The organism is Flavobacterium sp. CF108, from assembly GCF_900129795.1.
Lineage (GTDB): Bacteria > Bacteroidota > Bacteroidia > Flavobacteriales > Flavobacteriaceae > Flavobacterium.
In genome coordinates, this window is the sequence record NZ_FQWW01000004.1 from 141,023 (window position 1) to 157,523 (window position 16,501).

The following is a 16,501-nucleotide window of genomic DNA, read 5'->3' on the forward strand; positions in this document are numbered from 1 at the left end:
CGCTATCGTCCAAAAGTACCATATTACTATCACAACGTGTTAGGTATTAATACCTGATTTAGCTTTTCATTTAATCTTAAAAAAACTTTGCGACTTCGCGACTTTGTGGCAAAAACCTACCTCAACAAAAACCCCATTCGAATCGACCCAAAAAAGTATCCCGTATTCGTATCATTAACATCGCCTTCTAATTCCTTTCCGCGATAAATAAAAGAATACGACATATTGAAGTTATTGTGCCTGTATTTCAAACCAAACTCGGCATTGAAACGAAGCGGAACCAAATCGAAAGTAATCGGACTTGTATCGTTAAACATACTGCCTTCGATTGTGGCATCATAAAACTGATAATTAACGCTTGGCATGGCGTAGAAATAAAATTCTCTAATATTGGGCTGTTCATTTGCGCTTACCGAAGCATCATGAAGATTGGAATCATAAATTGGAGTCAGTCTCTTAAAACCAATTCGGGTTAAAAACCCTGTTGAAACTCCTGTAAAAATAGTTCCCAAATTTGCTTCAGACTGAAAATGAAGATCTATAAAATCGTTATGTTTCGATGGAAATAATTTCTTCGAATACATAATATGTGCCTGAACCGCCAAAGCATTATGGAGCTGATTGTCCCAGCCGTAAACTGTTTTATATCCAATAAGTTTATGAAAACCTTCCTGCGTTTCTTCTCCAAAAGCATTCGGTCCCATATATCCCAACTGAAAATCCGTCTTTAAAACCGATTCGCTTTGATAGAAAAAGCTTCGTCCGGCTTCTGCAAAAAGATAACCCGTAAAAGGGCGGTCGTTTACATCAATGGCTTCTTTATTAATAAATCTCGGATTATAAATATATTGCCCAATCCTGAATTCGGTTATTTTTTTATTGACTTTTTCGTTTTCATTCTTAGATAAAAAGCGATAAAAAATCTCCAAACCGTTGGTATAATACATATCGTTTTTAGACGAAGTGTACAAATCATTGTCGCTTATAAAACCTATTTCTTTAGTTTTTCCTTGTCCAAAAGTTAACGTTGAAGTCAAAATCAGAAAAGCAAAAAATGCTTTTTTATTTCCCATCCCCGCTATAATTGATTTTCCCTACGTAACGCATCTCGCGAACAATTCTTTCTTTTCTTCTGTTAATATAACTTGACGAACCTGTAGCTTTAAATTTTCTCGGATTTGGTAAAATCGCCGCAATTCCCGCAGCCTGCATTGGCGTTAAACTCGAAGCATCTCGACGATACCAATGTTCAGTCGCAGCATACGCACCATAAACACCATCGCCCATTTCTATGCTGTTTAGGTAAACTTCCATAATACGTTCTTTACCCCAAATAATTTCAATTAAAACGGTAAAATAAGCTTCCAGACCTTTACGGAAATAACTTTTTCCCTGCCATAAAAATACATTTTTTGCCGTTTGCTGCGAAATTGTACTTCCACCGCGAATTCGGCGTCCGCGTTCGTTGCTTTTATAGGCTTTTTGCAGCGCTTTAAAATCAAAACCATTATGCGTTAAAAAAGTCCCATCTTCACTGGCGATTACGGCTTTTTGTAAATTCATCGAGATTTTATCAATTGGTTCCCAATCGTGATCAAAATAAACTTCTTTTCCGTCCATTTTATTTTCGATGGCACGAATAAGCATTAAAGGTGTAAATGGTACTGGAACGTATTTAAAAAAGATAACCGATCCTATCGAAATTCCGAAAAACCACAATACAGTTTTAATCAAAAACCATTTTACCTTTTCTCCAAAAGAACGGTTTGATTTCTTTCCAGACGTTTTTGGTTTTGGTTTACTTGCGGTTGTTGTTTTTTTTGGTGCTGGTTTCTTCGCTGCTGCCATTATATTAAATCTGCTAATTCTGTTCCTACTAAACTGCCTATCGCCACTCCCATTCCACCTAAACGTACTCCACAAAACACGTTTTCAGACAATTGAGAAACAACAGGATTCTTACTATTTCCAATTCCCATAATGCCGCTCCAACGGTGCGCAATCTGGAAATCCTGATTTGGTAAAATTACATTTTTCAGCAACTCTTCCAATTTATTTTGAACAATTTCTGTCTGACCAAATTCGGTTGTTGTTTCTGTTTCAAAATCTAAGTTTCGGCCTCCGCCAAATAAAATTCGGTCACCTATATTTCTGAAATAATAATAACCTCGGTCTAAATGAAAAGTCCCTTTTATATCCAAATTTTTAATGGGTTCTGTAATTAAAACTTGTGCACGCGCCGGTTTTACTGCTCCGTTTGTCAACGTATTTGCAAAACCATTTGTGGCAAAAAGTAATTTATTGGTTTTAAAACTAAAATCGTTCAACACAACTTCAACATGATTTCCGGCATCAGCATAAGAAGTTACGGTTTGCTGATTTAGGATTAAAATATCTGCCGAAACGGCTTGCTTCAATAATTCCTGCATCATATTTCCGGTATCGATTTGGGCTTCAAATGGATTAAAAATTAAATAATCCTGAATATTCCCAAATCCGAAACGGTCGGTTTCTTTAGAAAAAACATCGGCTTTAAAAAGCGGTTTTAAAATTTCGTTTATAAAAGACAGTTTTGAAATACATTCACTAAACCCAAATTCATCTTCTTTCAAAAACAATTCATATCCGCCGTGAGGTTTAAAATCAATTGCCTGATCTCCTAATCTTTTTCGGAGTAACTGCAAACCTTTCCAGCGTTTTTCGATAAGTGCGATAACATCTTCTTCTGAGTGTGTTTTTAAATCATCTAAAATTTCAGAAAGACTTCCGAAACAGGCAAAACCGGCATTTTTTGTACTCGCACCCTGCGGCAGCATTCCTCTTTCGAGAACCAAAATTTTTGCAGCAGGAAATCTTTCGCGTAAGCGTAAAGCGGTATGCAGGCCAACAATGCCGCTGCCCACAATTGTATAATCAATATCTGTGAACCAGTTTTTTAGTTCCCAATAACTTAGTTCCATATCTTTATTAAATTCCAATATTTAAATTCCAAATTCCAATCTTGGGTTAAATTACAAATTTTTAAATTCCAAATTCCAAACTTTGTTGTTGATTTTTTAATAGCTGCGTATTTTTATTCTCAAAGATTATCAAAAAATAATTCGTGAATTCGTGGCGAATAAAATTTTAAAGACAAGGCTTTTGGAATTTGTAATTTAAAAGATTGGAATTTTAACAATAAATTGGAATTTGGGATTTAACTAATTGGGATTTAAATGTTGTATTTTTAGCGCACAAAAAAATAGAATTTTTATTATGAAAAAAGTATTATTAACAACCTTAATAATGATGAGTTTAAACGCTATCGGGCAGAATGTTATGTCTCCGGAATTGTTATGGAAATTAGGCAGGGTTACTCCGCTTGGAATTTCTAAAGATGCAAAAAATGTAGTTTTTAAGGTTTCAACGCCTTCTGTAGAAGAAAACAAATCACATTCTAAATTTTACACTATTCCTGTAAATGGAGGAAATGCAGTTGAAATTAAAGACACGAAAGACGTTTTAGCAGATAAAAATGTTTCGCCAGACGGAAAATATTTAGTTTATAATGAAGAAGTAAAAATCGACAATGTTTTAGGTAAAGATTTTTATCCGAAATTAGATAAGTCTGATGCTCAAATTTATGATGGTTTAGATTATCGTCATTGGGATACTTGGAACGAAGGAAAATTTAATCACGTTTTTTATAAAGAAAACAAAGACGGTGCAAAAGGAATTGACATTTTAAAAGGTGAAACTTTTGATTCTCCGCAAAAACCTTTTGGCGGTGACGAAGATTATATCTGGTCGCCAGACAGCAAAAGTATTTTTTATGTGTGCAAGAAAAAAGCAGGAACGGCTTATGCAGTTTCTACAAACACGAATATTTATGAGTACAATTTAGAGACTCAAAAAACAACCAATAAAACCGAAGATAATTTAGGTTACGATACAGCACCGCAATTTTCTCCAACAGGAAATTTATCTTGGTTACAAATGAAACGTGACGGTTACGAGTCGGACAAAAATGATATTATTGTTGAGTTTAAAGGAATCAAAACGAACTTAACGGCAAATTGGGACGGAACTGTAGATAATTTTATCTGGAGTAAAGACGGAAAAACGGTATTTTTTGTTGCTCCAATTGACGGAACAAAACAACTTTTCTCTGTTAATTTTCCGGGTTTAACTAAAATCGCGATTCAAGTTCGTCAGTTAACAAACGGTGATTTTGACGTAAATGATTTAGTTGGTTTTGCTGGAGATGATATCATCGTTACGAGAACAGACATGAATCATGCTGGTGAGATTTTTTCTTTTAATTTAAAGAAAAACACTTGGAAACAACTTTCAAACATCAATACTGAAACGTATAAAACTTTAGCATTAAGCAAAACAGAAAAACGTTACGTTACAACAACCGACGGTAAAAAAATGTTGGTTTGGGTTATTTTACCTCCAAACTTTGATGCTTCTAAAAAATATCCAACTTTATTGTTCTGTCAAGGCGGACCACAAAGTGCGTTGACACAATCGTATTCTTTCCGTTGGAACTTCTCTTTAATGGCGGCAAAAGGTTATGTAGTTGTGGCACCAAACCGTCGCGGTATGCCGGGACATGGTGTTGAATGGAACGAACAAATTAGTAAAGACTGGGGCGGACAAGTTATGGACGATTACCTTTCTGCAATTGATGATGTTGCTAAAGAAAGCTATGTTGATAAAAGCCGTTTAGGATGTGTTGGTGCAAGTTACGGTGGATATTCTGTGTTTTATTTAGCAGGAATTCACAAAAACCGTTTTAAAACTTTCATTGCTCACGATGGTGTTTTCAACACGGTTAGTATGTTAGGAACAACTGAAGAAGTTTTCTTTAACAACTGGGATTTTGGCGGGGCTTATTGGGAGAAAGATAATGCTGTAGCTCAAAAAGCGTACACTACTTTTAATCCTGCAGCTTTGGTTCAAAACTGGAATAAACCAATTTTGATTTTTCAGGGAGGAAAAGATTTCCGTGTACCAATTGGACAAGGACAAGAAGCTTTTCAGGCTGCTCAGTTAAGAGGAATCAAGAGTAGATTTGTTTATTTCCCAGATGAAAATCACTGGGTTTTAAAACCACAAAATGCTCAGGTTTGGCAGGGAGAATTTTTTAAATGGCTGAACGAAACGCTATAAGCATAAAATTAAAATAAACTTAACCGCAGTATTATTTATATAATCTGCGGTTATTTTATTTTTAAAACCTTTGAATTATGTAAATATTTGATTTGCATTTACTTTTCTTAAATGGAAATTTTAAATAAATTGCAGGGAATTGTAATTTTAGTAAACTTCGTAAACGCCAAATAAACACTATGGAAAGCAAAAAAAGTTATACAGCACTTAAGGTTTTATTCAGTTATGTTGCATTACTTGCTTTGGTGGTTACTGTGGGGTGGTTTCTATATTCTGAAAATGTGGTTTATAATAAACTGGAAGATAAAATTGCTCAGGAAAAAACCAAAATTCTCCGTGTAAGCAAATTGTTTTCGAATGTTTATAAAACAGAGAGTTTAGCGAGGAAAACGATTCAAACCAATTCTGAAACGGATTTTAAAAGTTACCTTATCGAAACCGATTCTTTAAAAGCAAGAATCGATACTTTAAAACAAATTGTTACTACAGAATATCAAAAAGTTTTATTGGATAGTGTTACGTATTTGTTATCTGAAAAAACAGAAAATATCCGACAATTAAAAACGATAAAAAATAAAGCCGAAGACGAAGTTTCGGTCAATAACGCGATTGACGAAATTACCAAAATGGAGTTTAATCTTCGAAAACTGGAACTTCAGGATTTTACCAAAAACCCAAATGAACTAGGAAGTTATCAGCGAAATGTACTGCAGAAATATGTGGATTATTTAAACCAGAATATTCCTGACGACAGCACGAATACGTTGAGTAAAAAAGCTTCGGATTCTATTTTGGCTAATTCTAAAAAACTGCTCAGTAACGTAAAATTGAAGGCAGAAAAGAAAAAAGAAACGCTGAATTTTGAGGAAAACAAATTACTGAAAAACGAAATTGCTATTTCTGAACAGCTTCGAAAAGTACTTCGAATCATCGAAAGGGAAATTATCATCAATTCGATAAAAAACAATTCTTTAAAAGAAAAATCACTTAAAAAAGTCAACGAGATTGTAACGGCTTCGGCGATTGCGGGTTTAATTTTGACTTTGTTTTTTTCTGTTTTAATTGTAAGCGATTATTCAAAATCTCAGGTTTATAAAAAACAGCTTGAAATTGCGAATTTTAAAACCAAGAATTTATTAAAAAGTCGCGAACAGTTAATTTCGACAGTAAGCCACGATTTAAAAACGCCTTTGAGTACCATTGTGGGTTATTCTGAACTTTTAGGCAATTCTGATGTTAATACAAAACAGTCTTATTTCATTAAAAACATCAAAAATTCATCTGAATATATCACGCAGTTGGTTCAGGATTTATTAGATTTTTCGAGAATTGAAGCTGGAAAAGTTACGATAGAAAAAGTTCCGTTTTATCTTCCTGAACTTATTGAAGATACGGCAAGAAATATTCAAACGGTTTACAAAGAAAAAAACATTGATTTAATAATTAATGTGGACGAAAAACTGAAAACCAGAATTGTTGGCGATCCGTTTCGACTGAAACAAATTTTGACCAATATTATTGGGAACGCTTATAAATTTACGGAAGAAGGTCATATCAAAATCAGTTCGTATGTTACCGAAAATGAAAATTTCTTTATTATTACAATCGAAGATACGGGAATTGGAATTGAAAAAGGAAATCAAAAATTAGTATTTGAAGAGTTTGCACAGGCAAATGAAAATATCGAAAAAAAATATGGCGGAACTGGTTTAGGTCTATCCATCTGTCAAAAGATAATTTCGTTTATGGGCGGAAGAATAAGTCTCGAAAGTACTTTTGGGAAAGGAAGTACATTTGAAATTAAAATTCCTTTAATTTTTGATCAAAGCGAAATTACGATTGAAGAAATAAAAAGAAACATTGCACGAAATACGAAAAAACAGACTTTCGTTGTAATTGACGATGATATTAATCTGCTGAATTTAACCAGCGGTGTTTTAAGACAAGAAGGACATCAGGTTTTATCTTTTAGCAATGCTGTAAAAGCATTAGAAGCGATCCAGAATACTAATTTTGATTTTGTGATTACTGATATTCAAATGCCGGAAATGGACGGTTTTATGTTTTTGAAAAGTCTTCAAAATTCTGAAAAAGGTATTTATAAAAATCAGCCTGTAATTGCCTTAACCGGAAGAACAGATTTAGATGCTGCCGTTTATACCGAAGCTGGTTTTACAACCGTTGTAAATAAACCGTATTCGCCTAAAATATTATTAGAAACAATTCAGCATATTTTGGATAATGACACACTTCCAAAAGCAGCAATAAATGAAGTTGAAGAAACCGCTTCTTCTAAATTGTATACTTTAGATACTTTAAAAGAATTTTTGGGCAATGACAAAGATGCTTTACACGATGTATTAAAAGCTTTTATAATAAGCAGTAACGAAAATTTAGAATTGCTTGAAAATGCTATTAATGAAAAAAATGTTCCTGAAATAAATTCTATAGCGCATCGTATTGCGCCCATGTTTAGACAAATAGAAGCGCGCGATATTGGCATTCTATTAAAAACGCTGGAACAAAATAATCTTGAAGCTGCAGATTCGAGAGATATTTTTGAAGCTCTTAAAGCAAAAACAAACAAACTTTTTGCTCTTTTAGAAGAAGAAATTGTTTAATCTATATTATAATGCTTTAATTTATTGTAAAGCGTTTTTCTGGTAATTTTAAGCAGTTTAGCCGCTTCCGATTTATTGTTCTGTGTTCTGTTTAACGCTTGAATTATGGCTTCTTTTTCATTATCTGATAAAGAAAAACTGCCGCTAAAACCCGGTTGTTTCTGAGATTGGAAAAATTCAATTGGCAAAACATCGCTTTCAATAAAATCGCCTTGCGTTAAAAGTGTTGCACGTTTTACACAGTTTTGTAGTTCCCGTAAATTTCCCGGCCAGTTGTAATTTTGGAAAATAGAAACTACTTCTGGAGAAAATCCTATTACCTCTTTATTTAATTGCTGATTGGCTTTTTCAAGAAAATAATCGGCAAAAACCATTAAATCTTCGTCGCGGTCTTTTAAAGATGGAGACTGAATGGAGAATTCGTTGATTCTATGGTATAAATCTTCTCTAAAATCGCCGTTTTTTACTGCCTCACGTAAATCTTCGTTTGTAGCGGTAATAATGCGGATATCGACGTTTATTTCTTTATTGCTTCCAACAGGTTTAATTTTTCTTTCCTGAAGTGCACGCAATAACTGAATTTGGTTTTCGTATGAAAGGTTTCCTATTTCGTCCAGAAAAAGAGTTCCACCGTTTGCTGCTTCAAAATATCCCATTTTGTCGCTGATTGCTCCGGTGAAAGATCCTTTTAAATGTCCGAAAAATTCGCTTGCTGCCAGTTCTTTTGGAATAGCTCCGCAGTCGACTGCAATAAAATTATTGTTTTTTCTATGACTTTGCTGGTGAATGCTTTTGGCAATAATTTCTTTTCCCGTTCCACTTTCCCCAATGATTAAAACTGACATATCTGTTGGACTTACCAATTGAATATGATCTAAAAGTTTTTTTGAAGCGACAGAAATTCCGCGTACAAATTCATTTTCAGCAGAAATGTTTTTTTTTACCGCTTTTTTTTGTTTAACCGGAGCTTCGTCTTCTTCAATTCCTGAAGTTTTCAATGCATTTGTAATGACCAATAAAACCTCATCTGGATTAAAAGGCTTCGAAATATAATCGGCCGCACCGTTTTTAATTGCTTTTACAGCCGTATTAACGTCAGAATATCCAGTCATTAAGATTACCGGAATTTCAGGGTGTGAATTCTTAATTTCAGACATCAGTACAATTCCGTCAGAATCAGGCAAGCGAAGATCTGTCAAAATCAAATCGAAAGATTCGTTTTTGATTGCCGATCTGGCTTCTGACGCAGAAAATGCGATACTTACTTCGTATTGGTTTTTTACTAGAAATTTCTCTAATAATTTGCAAAACGAAATATCATCTTCTATTACTAATATCTTTGACATGTGATTGGAGGGACTTTTTTGCTAAAATAATACTATTAAAGTTATAATTTCTTAAAATTATGCGAAAAAAAAAGAGATTGCACAATGCAATCTCTTTTTCACCAAAAACATAAATCTAATTTCACCTAATTATATCTTCAACCAGTTGCCATTGACATCTGAATACACAGTAGCCTTTTGGTCACCAACCGATATTTCTAATTTGTATTCTTTTTTATCATTAACATACGCTTTTTCCAGTTTTGCATTTGGATAAGCGGTTTGCAGAGCAGTCTTTACAGCTGCCGGAACAACATCTGTGCTAATTTCAGTATATTCTGTTTGAACAGAAACTGCCGTTTTTACTTTATTTGGAGTTATCTCTGCTATTGCAGGAATTGATAAGCATCCTAAAAGAATAGCTGCTGAGATGGCTAACTTTTTCATATTGCTCTGTTTAATTATTTTTTAATGATATTTCCTGAAGCATCAGTAAAAAAAGTATATTTCTTACCTTCTTTTGAAATTTCAAGTTTGTACTCGTCCTTAGCATTTTTCCATGCTTTTTCCAATTTAGAACCTACAAACGATTTTTCAATTGTAGATTTTACAGCTGCCGGTACGGCATCTGGAGCAACTTCAGTATATTCATCCTGAACATTTACTGATTTTACTACTGAATTTGATTGTAATGGAGTTGCTGCCTGAATTGACAAACCTCCTAAAATAATTGCTGCTGATAAGATTAACTTTTTCATAATGCTTAAAGATTTAGAGTTATTTTTTAAGAATAGTTCCTGCGGCATCAGTATAAACGATTGATTTTTCGCCTCTTACTGTAACCTCAATTTTATATTCTTTTTTTGAATTCACATATGCTTTCTCCAGTTTTACACCTGGATAAGCTTCATCAAGTGATTTTTTAATCGCAGCTGGAACAGCATCGACTTCTTTATAATCGTCCTGATCGTTTATTGTATTTACTGTTGTGGTGGTTAAAACAGTATTTTCTGCTTGTATTGACAGTCCTCCTAAAAGGATTGCTGCCGATAATATTAGCTTTTTCATAATAATAGTTTTAGGGTTAGCTTTTTATTTTTTTACCCAAGATCCATCGGCGTTAGCATAAAGAGAACCTACTTTGTCTCCAACTGTTACTTCTAGTTTGTATTGAGAAGCACTGTTTTTGTATGCTTTAGTAAGAACTGCGTCCGGATAAGCTTTTTTAAGTGCATCTGTTACCGCTGCCGGCACTTCTGTCACATTAATTTCAGTGTAATCATCTTGAAATGATACTGCTTTTACGATAGTATTTGTAATTGGCGAAGTAGAAGCAAATGATGTTAAACCTCCCAAAACGATTGCGGCTGATAAAAATAAATTTTTCATGATAATTATTTTTTAGTATTCTTAATTTAATCTTCGTATTCTTAATTTGGATTTTCACGGCACATAAGATTATTTTTTAATCCAGGTTCCGTCAGCATTAGCAAAAAGATTTCCTACCTTTTCACCTACAGTAACATCCAATTTATATTCTGACTTTTCATTTTTGTAAGCTTTAGTAATTACTGCGTCAGGGTAAGCTTTTTTCAAAGCTTCAGTAATTGGAGCTGGTAATTCTTCTAATTTAATTTCAACGTATTCGTCTGCAACAGAAATTACTTTTACAATAGAATTCGTTATTGGAGAAGTTGAAGCAAATGATGTTAAACCTCCTAAAACGATCGCGGCTGATAAAAATAAATTTTTCATAATGTGTATATTTTAAATAGTTAATAGTTTGTTTACACTTTAGATAAAGAAACTATTGTGCCGAAAACCAAATAGCAACCTTAAAACCTCTTTAAAGCCTATAAATAAAGGAATTACTTAAAATGTGCCAAAAATTGAATAGTATAAAAGTGTATACTTTGAGGTAGAAGTGTGTAAAAAGTATACACTTATTGTGTATACTTCGCTATTTTAAACAAATAATATTCTTTTGTTTAAACTGGACTGAAGTCCAGCTCTACAATATAATATGTTCCTTTGGAACTTTGAAGAGCCTTCGGCTCGAACTATATGGTAGGGCTGGACTTCAGTCCAGTTTAATGTATAGATATAAAAAAACTGAAGTCCAGCTCTACAATATAATATGTTCCTTCGGAACTTTGTCTGAAGAGCCTTCGGCTCTAATTATATTGTAGGACCGGATTTTAATCCGGTTTAATGGATAGATATAAAAAACAAAACCCGATAACTTTTAGAAAGTTGTCGGGTTTAAATTTGATTATAAAAAAAAGCTGTCGAAAAACCGACAGCTTTAGTTATTTATTATTCCTCAATAGGTTTCATTTTGAAAGTATCCATAAATGCAGTTGTATAATCTCCTGCAATATATTTTGGATCATCCATTAATTGTCTGTGGAAAGGGATTGTAGTTTTCACACCTTCAATTACAAATTCGTCAAGAGCTCTACGCATTTTGCTGATCGCTTCTTCACGAGACTGCGCTGTTGTAATTAACTTAGCAATCATAGAATCGTAATTTGGTGGAATGCTGTATCCTGAGTAAACGTGAGTATCTAAACGAACTCCGTGTCCTCCTGGCATATGAAGCGTAGTAATTTTTCCTGGTGAAGGGCGAAAATCGTTATAAGGATCTTCAGCATTAATACGACATTCGATAGCGTGTAATTCTGGAAGATAGTTTTTTCCAGAGATTGGAATTCCGGCAGCAACCATAATTTGCTCACGAATTAAATCGTAATCAATTACTTGTTCCGTAATTGGGTGCTCAACCTGAATACGAGTATTCATTTCCATGAAATAAAAGTTTCTGTGTTTGTCCACAAGAAATTCTACCGTTCCAGCTCCTTCGTATTTAATGAATTCAGCAGCTTTTACAGCAGCTTCTCCCATTCTTGTACGTAAGTCATCTGTCATGAAAGGCGAAGGTGTTTCTTCGGTAAGTTTTTGGTGACGACGCTGCACAGAGCAATCTCTTTCAGAAAGGTGACACGCTTTTCCGTAAGAATCTCCAACAACCTGAATTTCGATATGACGTGGTTCTTCAATAAGTTTCTCCATGTACATTCCGTCATTTCCAAAAGCGGCAGCAGCTTCCTGACGTGCGCTTTCCCAAGCTTTTAAAAGCTCTTCTTCTTTCCAGATTGCACGCATTCCTTTTCCACCACCACCAGCAGTAGCTTTCATCATTACTGGGTAACCAATTTCAGCTGCTGTTTTTTGTGCATGCTCATAAGAATCAAGTAATCCGTCTGAACCTGGCACACAAGGTACTCCTGCAGCTTTCATTGTAGCTTTTGCAGAAGCTTTATCTCCCATTCTGTCGATCATTTCAGGAGCCGCACCAATAAATTTGATTCCGTGCTCTTGACAAATTTTTGAGAATTTAGCATTCTCAGAAAGGAAACCATATCCTGGGTGTATTGCGTCTGCATTTGTAATTTCTGCAGCAGCAATAATATTTGACATTTTTAAATACGATAAGTTACTTGGAGGAGGTCCAATACAAACCGCTTCGTCAGCAAATTTAACATGTAGACTTTCTGCATCGGCTGTAGAATAAACTGCTACAGTTTTGATTCCCATTTCTTTACATGTACGAATTACACGAAGTGCAATTTCTCCTCTATTCGCAATTAATATTTTTTTAAACATCTTATTTTAATTAGATAATTAGACAATTTGATAATTAGATAATTTTAGATGGTTAACAAAATTTTCTTTCGAATCCTTCTAAAATCTAAAATCTAAAATCTAAATTTATTTATGATGGATCTACTAAGAATAAAGGTTGATCAAATTCAACTGGAGACATATCGTCAACAAGAATTTTTACAATTTTACCTGAAATTTCTGATTCTATTTCGTTGAATAATTTCATTGCTTCAATTACACAAAGAACATCACCTTTTGCGATAGTGCTTCCTACTTCAGTGAAAACTGGCTTATCTGGAGATGGTTTTCTATAGAATGTTCCAATGATTGGAGATTTTATAGTAACATATTTAGAATCTGCAGCAGCTGGCGCCTGAGTTTCAGCAGCAGTATTTACAACTATTGGAGCTGTAACTTGCGGTGCAGCTTGCGGCAATGCAGCCTGAGCTGGTAATTGCTGTACATAAGTAGTCTCAGTAACATTTCCTTCTAAAGTTGTTCTAATCGTGATTTTTACATCATCCATTTCTAACTTAACTTCTGCAACTCCCGAATTTGCTACAAATTTGATTAGGTTTTGAATTTCTTTTAAATCCATAATGATTCGTTTTTAGTTTTGATTTATTTTTTATCGTAAGCCCATTTTAAGTAAATAGATCCCCAAGTGAATCCACCACCAAATGCAGCAAAAATAACATTATCTCCTTTTTTAAGCTTATCTTCAAAATCAGCTAATACTAATGGTAAAGTTCCAGAAGTAGTGTTTCCATATCTTTCGATATTAACCAGTACTTTAGAATCTTCTAATTCCAATCTTCCGGCCGTAGCATCAATAATACGCTTATTAGCCTGATGCGGCACTAACCAATCAACATCCTGATTTGTTAAATTATTTCTTTGCAAAATCAATTCGCTTGCATCGGCCATATTAGTAACAGCATATTTGAAAACGGTTTTCCCGTCTTGCATAATATTGTGCTGTCTGTTTTTTACAGTTTCTTCACTAGGCGGGATCAAAGAACCTCCTGCAGGAATTTTAAGAAAATCGCGTCCTACACCATCACTTCTTAAATATTCATCCTGTAAACCTAAACCTTCGTAATTTGGCTCAAACAATACTGCTCCAGCTCCATCACCAAAAATAATACAAGTTGCTCTATCTGTATAATCTACAATTGATGACATTTTATCTGCACCAATTAATAATACTTTTTTATATCTTCCAGATTGTACATAAGCCGCAGCAGTAGACATTCCGTATAAGAAACTTGAACAAGCTGCCTGCAAATCGTATGCGAATGCATTTGTAGCTCCAATTTCTGTTGCAACATAAACTCCCGTAGAAGCTACCATCATATCTGGTGTTGCTGTTGCCATAATAACCATGTCAATTTCTAAAGGATCAATATTAGCTTTTGCTATTAAATCCTTTGCTGCTTGTATGGCAAGGTACGACGTTCCTTTGTCAGCATCTTTAAGAATTCTTCTTTCTTTAATTCCTGTACGAGTGGTAATCCATTCGTCATTGGTATCTACCATTGTTTCCAATACTTTGTTTGAAAGTACAAAGTCTGGAACGTAGCCTCCAACAGCGGTAATTGCGGCTGTGATTGTATTCATTATATTCTATTATTTCCTTTCAAATATTATTATTTGAAAAATTTTTAAAAGACTTGAAAATTACAAAAAAAAACGAAGCGAATTTGCCTGTATTTTCTTAAAAAACGAAAATTATAACCAACAAAAAAAACTCTCACTATGTGAGAGTTCCAGTATAATTTACAAAAACGTATTAAGCAACCGCTTCAGATTTATCGATAACAACTTGCCCTCTGTAGTACATTTTACCTTCATGCCAGTAAGCTCTGTGGTATAAATGTGCCTCACCAGTAATAGGACATGTAGCGATTTGAGCTACAGTAGCTTTATAATGTGTTCTTCTCTTATCTCTTCTTGTTTTCGAGGTTTTTCTCTTAGGATGTGCCATTTTACTATATTATTTATCCGTTAATAGTTTCTTTAATTTTTCCCAACGCGGGTCAATATCTTCTTCTTTATTACTCTCTTCCTTCTGTTCTTTTACACTTAATTCATTCAATTTTGTTAAAGCTTCGGTTTGTAATGTTCCGTCTTTAACGCCAGGATGAATTCTTTTTTGGGGCACCGAAAGTGCAATCATTTCATAAATGTATTGTGACACATCTAATTCATGTTCTCCATGCGGCAAAATCAACAATTCTTCATTATCATTATTGAACTCATCTCCAAAACGAACAATTAACTTCATTTTCCCCTTAATAGGTAAATCAAAATCTTCGCCGGTTAAATCACAAGGTACATTTACAGTCCCTTTGTGTTTGAATTCTAACTCTAACATGTTGCTTTTCTTATCGAAAACCAAACTCACTTTAATATCTGAACTTTGAAACTCTTCATAGTCAAAGTCCTTAAAGAACGTGTTACTTATTTGATACTCAAAATGGTGTTTTCCCAGCTTTAACCCTATAAAAGGAATTAAAAATTCTTTTGATTTGCTCATTTCAACATCAATTTGTTTAATTCAAATACAAAACTACATATCTGAATTGGGGTGCAAAGATATAAAATTATTATAAATCTAATAATCTTATTCACCTTTTTTTGTTTATAACTGTTTTTCTTTTATTTTAAGAGGTTTTTCGCTAATCTCCTCATACTGATTACGCGAGCGAAAAATATCAAGCGCAAGGTAAACTGCTTCTTTAAACGAATTAAAATCTGCCATGTCTTTTCCAGCAATATCATATGCTGTGCCGTGATCTGGCGAGGTTCTAACTTTATTTAATCCAGCTGTATAATTAACTCCTTTTCCAAATGAAAGCGTTTTAAACGGAATTAATCCCTGATCGTGATATGTTGCTACAATAGCATCATATTTCTCATATTGACCGCTTCCAAAAAATCCATCGGCAGAAAATGGCCCAAAAACCATCGTACCACTGTCAAATATTTTCTTCAAAACGGGCTTTAAGATCAAATCTTCTTCTTTTCCAATAACTCCGCCGTCGCCGCTATGAGGATTTAATCCTAAAACTGCAATTTTTGGTTTTACTATACTAAAATCCTGAATAAGAGATTTTCTGATTGTTTCGATTTTTCTGGTAATTAATTCTTCTGTTAAATGAGATGAAACTTCATTTAACGGCACATGATCTGTTAACAAACCAACTCTTAAACTATCCTGAACCATCATCATCAGTGCATTTCCTTCTAATTCCTGATCCAGATAATCGGTATGTCCCGGAAATTTAAAATCTTCTGACTGAATATTATATTTATTAATTGGTGCCGTAACTAAAACATCAATAGAACCTTCTTTTAAAGCCTTAGTCGCTGCTACAAAAGATTTTATTGCATACTCACCAATTTTTTCATTATTAGTACCTAAATTAATATCTACTCCTTCTCTCCAAAGATTTAAAACATTTACTTTCCCCGGAATTACCTGTTCTAATTTATCAACACCGTGAAACTGTACAGTTGAAGTAAAACTTTTTTTAACGAAAGAAAGGATTTTAGCATTTGCAAAAATAACAGGTGTACACAATTCTAACATTCGGGAATCTTCGAATGTTTTTAGTATAACTTCGCTTCCAATACCGTTTAAATCTCCAACTGAAATTCCAACAATTATATTTTCTGCTTTTTTATTCATGAGCTCAGCTTATTTATTACTAATTTTGATGTGCAAAT

General features: G+C 33.9%; 17 protein-coding genes. 2 read left to right on the forward strand and 15 right to left on the reverse strand.

Annotated elements, in window-relative coordinates:
* Window positions 1–116 precede the first annotated feature (116 nt).
* Genes BUE10_RS12365 through BUE10_RS12375 form a run of 3 tightly spaced genes read right to left on the reverse strand, consistent with a single transcriptional unit; the run spans window position 117 to window position 2,960 of the window.
* Window positions 117–1,073, reverse strand: coding sequence for a lipid A deacylase LpxR family protein (locus BUE10_RS12365; RefSeq protein WP_073485502.1), 957 nt, complete (start codon window positions 1,071–1,073; stop codon window positions 117–119).
* Entirely contained in the window at window positions 1,063–1,848 is a 786-nt protein-coding gene (mtgA, locus tag BUE10_RS12370; RefSeq protein ID WP_073485504.1) for a monofunctional biosynthetic peptidoglycan transglycosylase, read from the reverse strand. Before mtgA ends, BUE10_RS12365 begins: the two co-directional genes overlap by 11 nt.
* On the reverse strand, window positions 1,848–2,960 hold the full coding sequence (locus tag BUE10_RS12375; protein WP_073486113.1) for an NAD(P)/FAD-dependent oxidoreductase: 1,113 nt from the start codon (window positions 2,958–2,960) through the stop codon (window positions 1,848–1,850). Before BUE10_RS12375 ends, mtgA begins: the two co-directional genes overlap by 1 nt.
* A gap of 295 nt (window positions 2,961–3,255) precedes the next feature.
* Between BUE10_RS12375 and BUE10_RS12380 the strand changes: the two genes are divergently transcribed.
* A complete protein-coding gene (locus BUE10_RS12380) occupies window positions 3,256–5,157 on the forward strand; it encodes a S9 family peptidase (protein ID WP_073485506.1) in 1,902 nt (633 codons plus the stop codon).
* Window positions 5,158–5,336: 179 nt separating this feature from the next.
* A complete protein-coding gene (locus tag BUE10_RS12385) occupies window positions 5,337–7,778 on the forward strand; it encodes a sensor histidine kinase (RefSeq protein WP_073485508.1) in 2,442 nt (813 codons plus the stop codon).
* Here the strand turns inward: BUE10_RS12385 and BUE10_RS12390 are convergent.
* From BUE10_RS12390 to pdxA, 12 genes are all read right to left on the reverse strand, one after another.
* Window positions 7,775–9,124 carry a sigma-54-dependent transcriptional regulator gene (locus BUE10_RS12390; protein ID WP_073485510.1) on the reverse strand — a complete coding sequence of 450 codons (1,350 nt, stop codon included), beginning with the start codon at window positions 9,122–9,124 and terminating at the stop codon, window positions 7,775–7,777. The genes BUE10_RS12385 and BUE10_RS12390 overlap by 4 nt on opposite strands.
* Before the next feature lie 129 nt (window positions 9,125–9,253).
* Complete coding sequence (locus tag BUE10_RS12395) at window positions 9,254–9,550, reverse strand: PepSY-like domain-containing protein (protein ID WP_073485511.1); 297 nt, start codon at window positions 9,548–9,550, stop codon at window positions 9,254–9,256.
* Window positions 9,551–9,564: 14 nt separating this feature from the next.
* Entirely contained in the window at window positions 9,565–9,861 is a 297-nt protein-coding gene (locus BUE10_RS12400) for a hypothetical protein (protein ID WP_073486115.1), read from the reverse strand.
* Window positions 9,862–9,880: 19 nt separating this feature from the next.
* Window positions 9,881–10,171, reverse strand: a complete 291-nt coding sequence (locus BUE10_RS12405) for a hypothetical protein (protein WP_073485513.1) — start codon at window positions 10,169–10,171, stop codon at window positions 9,881–9,883.
* Window positions 10,172–10,195: 24 nt separating this feature from the next.
* The gene (locus BUE10_RS12410; protein WP_073485515.1) at window positions 10,196–10,492 is read right to left on the reverse strand and encodes a hypothetical protein; all 297 of its coding nucleotides are present in this window, start codon (window positions 10,490–10,492) and stop codon (window positions 10,196–10,198) included.
* Window positions 10,493–10,561: 69 nt separating this feature from the next.
* Window positions 10,562–10,858: a hypothetical protein gene (locus tag BUE10_RS12415; RefSeq protein WP_073485517.1), complete on the reverse strand. Its 297-nt coding sequence runs from the start codon at window positions 10,856–10,858 to the stop codon at window positions 10,562–10,564.
* A gap of 561 nt (window positions 10,859–11,419) precedes the next feature.
* Window positions 11,420–12,769 carry an acetyl-CoA carboxylase biotin carboxylase subunit gene (gene accC / locus BUE10_RS12420; protein ID WP_073485519.1) on the reverse strand — a complete coding sequence of 450 codons (1,350 nt, stop codon included), beginning with the start codon at window positions 12,767–12,769 and terminating at the stop codon, window positions 11,420–11,422.
* Between the two features lie 109 nt (window positions 12,770–12,878).
* Window positions 12,879–13,367, reverse strand: a complete 489-nt coding sequence (gene accB / locus BUE10_RS12425; RefSeq protein WP_056208577.1) for an acetyl-CoA carboxylase biotin carboxyl carrier protein — start codon at window positions 13,365–13,367, stop codon at window positions 12,879–12,881.
* 23 nt (window positions 13,368–13,390) lie between these two features.
* Entirely contained in the window at window positions 13,391–14,389 is a 999-nt protein-coding gene (locus tag BUE10_RS12430) for a beta-ketoacyl-ACP synthase III (RefSeq protein ID WP_073485520.1), read from the reverse strand.
* A gap of 172 nt (window positions 14,390–14,561) precedes the next feature.
* Window positions 14,562–14,756, reverse strand: a complete 195-nt coding sequence (rpmF, locus tag BUE10_RS12435) for a 50S ribosomal protein L32 (protein WP_008465217.1) — start codon at window positions 14,754–14,756, stop codon at window positions 14,562–14,564.
* 9 nt (window positions 14,757–14,765) lie between these two features.
* Window positions 14,766–15,308, reverse strand: coding sequence for a YceD family protein (locus BUE10_RS12440; protein ID WP_073485522.1), 543 nt, complete (start codon window positions 15,306–15,308; stop codon window positions 14,766–14,768).
* 105 nt (window positions 15,309–15,413) lie between these two features.
* Window positions 15,414–16,463 (reverse strand): 4-hydroxythreonine-4-phosphate dehydrogenase PdxA, encoded by a 1,050-nt coding sequence (gene pdxA, locus BUE10_RS12445; RefSeq protein WP_073485524.1) that lies wholly within the window; start codon window positions 16,461–16,463, stop codon window positions 15,414–15,416.
* Window positions 16,464–16,501 lie beyond the last annotated feature (38 nt).

Bases quoted from the DNA above. Each gene is read 5' to 3' on its own strand.
- BUE10_RS12365 (WP_073485502.1), bottom strand. From the start codon at position 1,073: ATGGGAAATAAAAAAGCATTTTTTGCTTTTCTGATTTTGACTTCAACG.
- mtgA (WP_073485504.1), bottom strand. From the start codon at position 1,848: ATGGCAGCAGCGAAGAAACCAGCACCAAAAAAAACAACAACCGCAAGT.
- BUE10_RS12375 (WP_073486113.1), bottom strand. From the start codon at position 2,960: ATGGAACTAAGTTATTGGGAACTAAAAAACTGGTTCACAGATATTGAT.
- BUE10_RS12380 (WP_073485506.1), top strand. From the start codon at position 3,256: ATGAAAAAAGTATTATTAACAACCTTAATAATGATGAGTTTAAACGCT.
- BUE10_RS12385 (WP_073485508.1), top strand. From the start codon at position 5,337: ATGGAAAGCAAAAAAAGTTATACAGCACTTAAGGTTTTATTCAGTTAT.
- BUE10_RS12390 (WP_073485510.1), bottom strand. From the start codon at position 9,124: ATGTCAAAGATATTAGTAATAGAAGATGATATTTCGTTTTGCAAATTA.
- BUE10_RS12395 (WP_073485511.1), bottom strand. From the start codon at position 9,550: ATGAAAAAGTTAGCCATCTCAGCAGCTATTCTTTTAGGATGCTTATCA.
- BUE10_RS12400 (WP_073486115.1), bottom strand. From the start codon at position 9,861: ATGAAAAAGTTAATCTTATCAGCAGCAATTATTTTAGGAGGTTTGTCA.
- BUE10_RS12405 (WP_073485513.1), bottom strand. From the start codon at position 10,171: ATGAAAAAGCTAATATTATCGGCAGCAATCCTTTTAGGAGGACTGTCA.
- BUE10_RS12410 (WP_073485515.1), bottom strand. From the start codon at position 10,492: ATGAAAAATTTATTTTTATCAGCCGCAATCGTTTTGGGAGGTTTAACA.
- BUE10_RS12415 (WP_073485517.1), bottom strand. From the start codon at position 10,858: ATGAAAAATTTATTTTTATCAGCCGCGATCGTTTTAGGAGGTTTAACA.
- accC (WP_073485519.1), bottom strand. From the start codon at position 12,769: ATGTTTAAAAAAATATTAATTGCGAATAGAGGAGAAATTGCACTTCGT.
- accB (WP_056208577.1), bottom strand. From the start codon at position 13,367: ATGGATTTAAAAGAAATTCAAAACCTAATCAAATTTGTAGCAAATTCG.
- BUE10_RS12430 (WP_073485520.1), bottom strand. From the start codon at position 14,389: ATGAATACAATCACAGCCGCAATTACCGCTGTTGGAGGCTACGTTCCA.
- rpmF (WP_008465217.1), bottom strand. From the start codon at position 14,756: ATGGCACATCCTAAGAGAAAAACCTCGAAAACAAGAAGAGATAAGAGA.
- BUE10_RS12440 (WP_073485522.1), bottom strand. From the start codon at position 15,308: ATGAGCAAATCAAAAGAATTTTTAATTCCTTTTATAGGGTTAAAGCTG.
- pdxA (WP_073485524.1), bottom strand. From the start codon at position 16,463: ATGAATAAAAAAGCAGAAAATATAATTGTTGGAATTTCAGTTGGAGAT.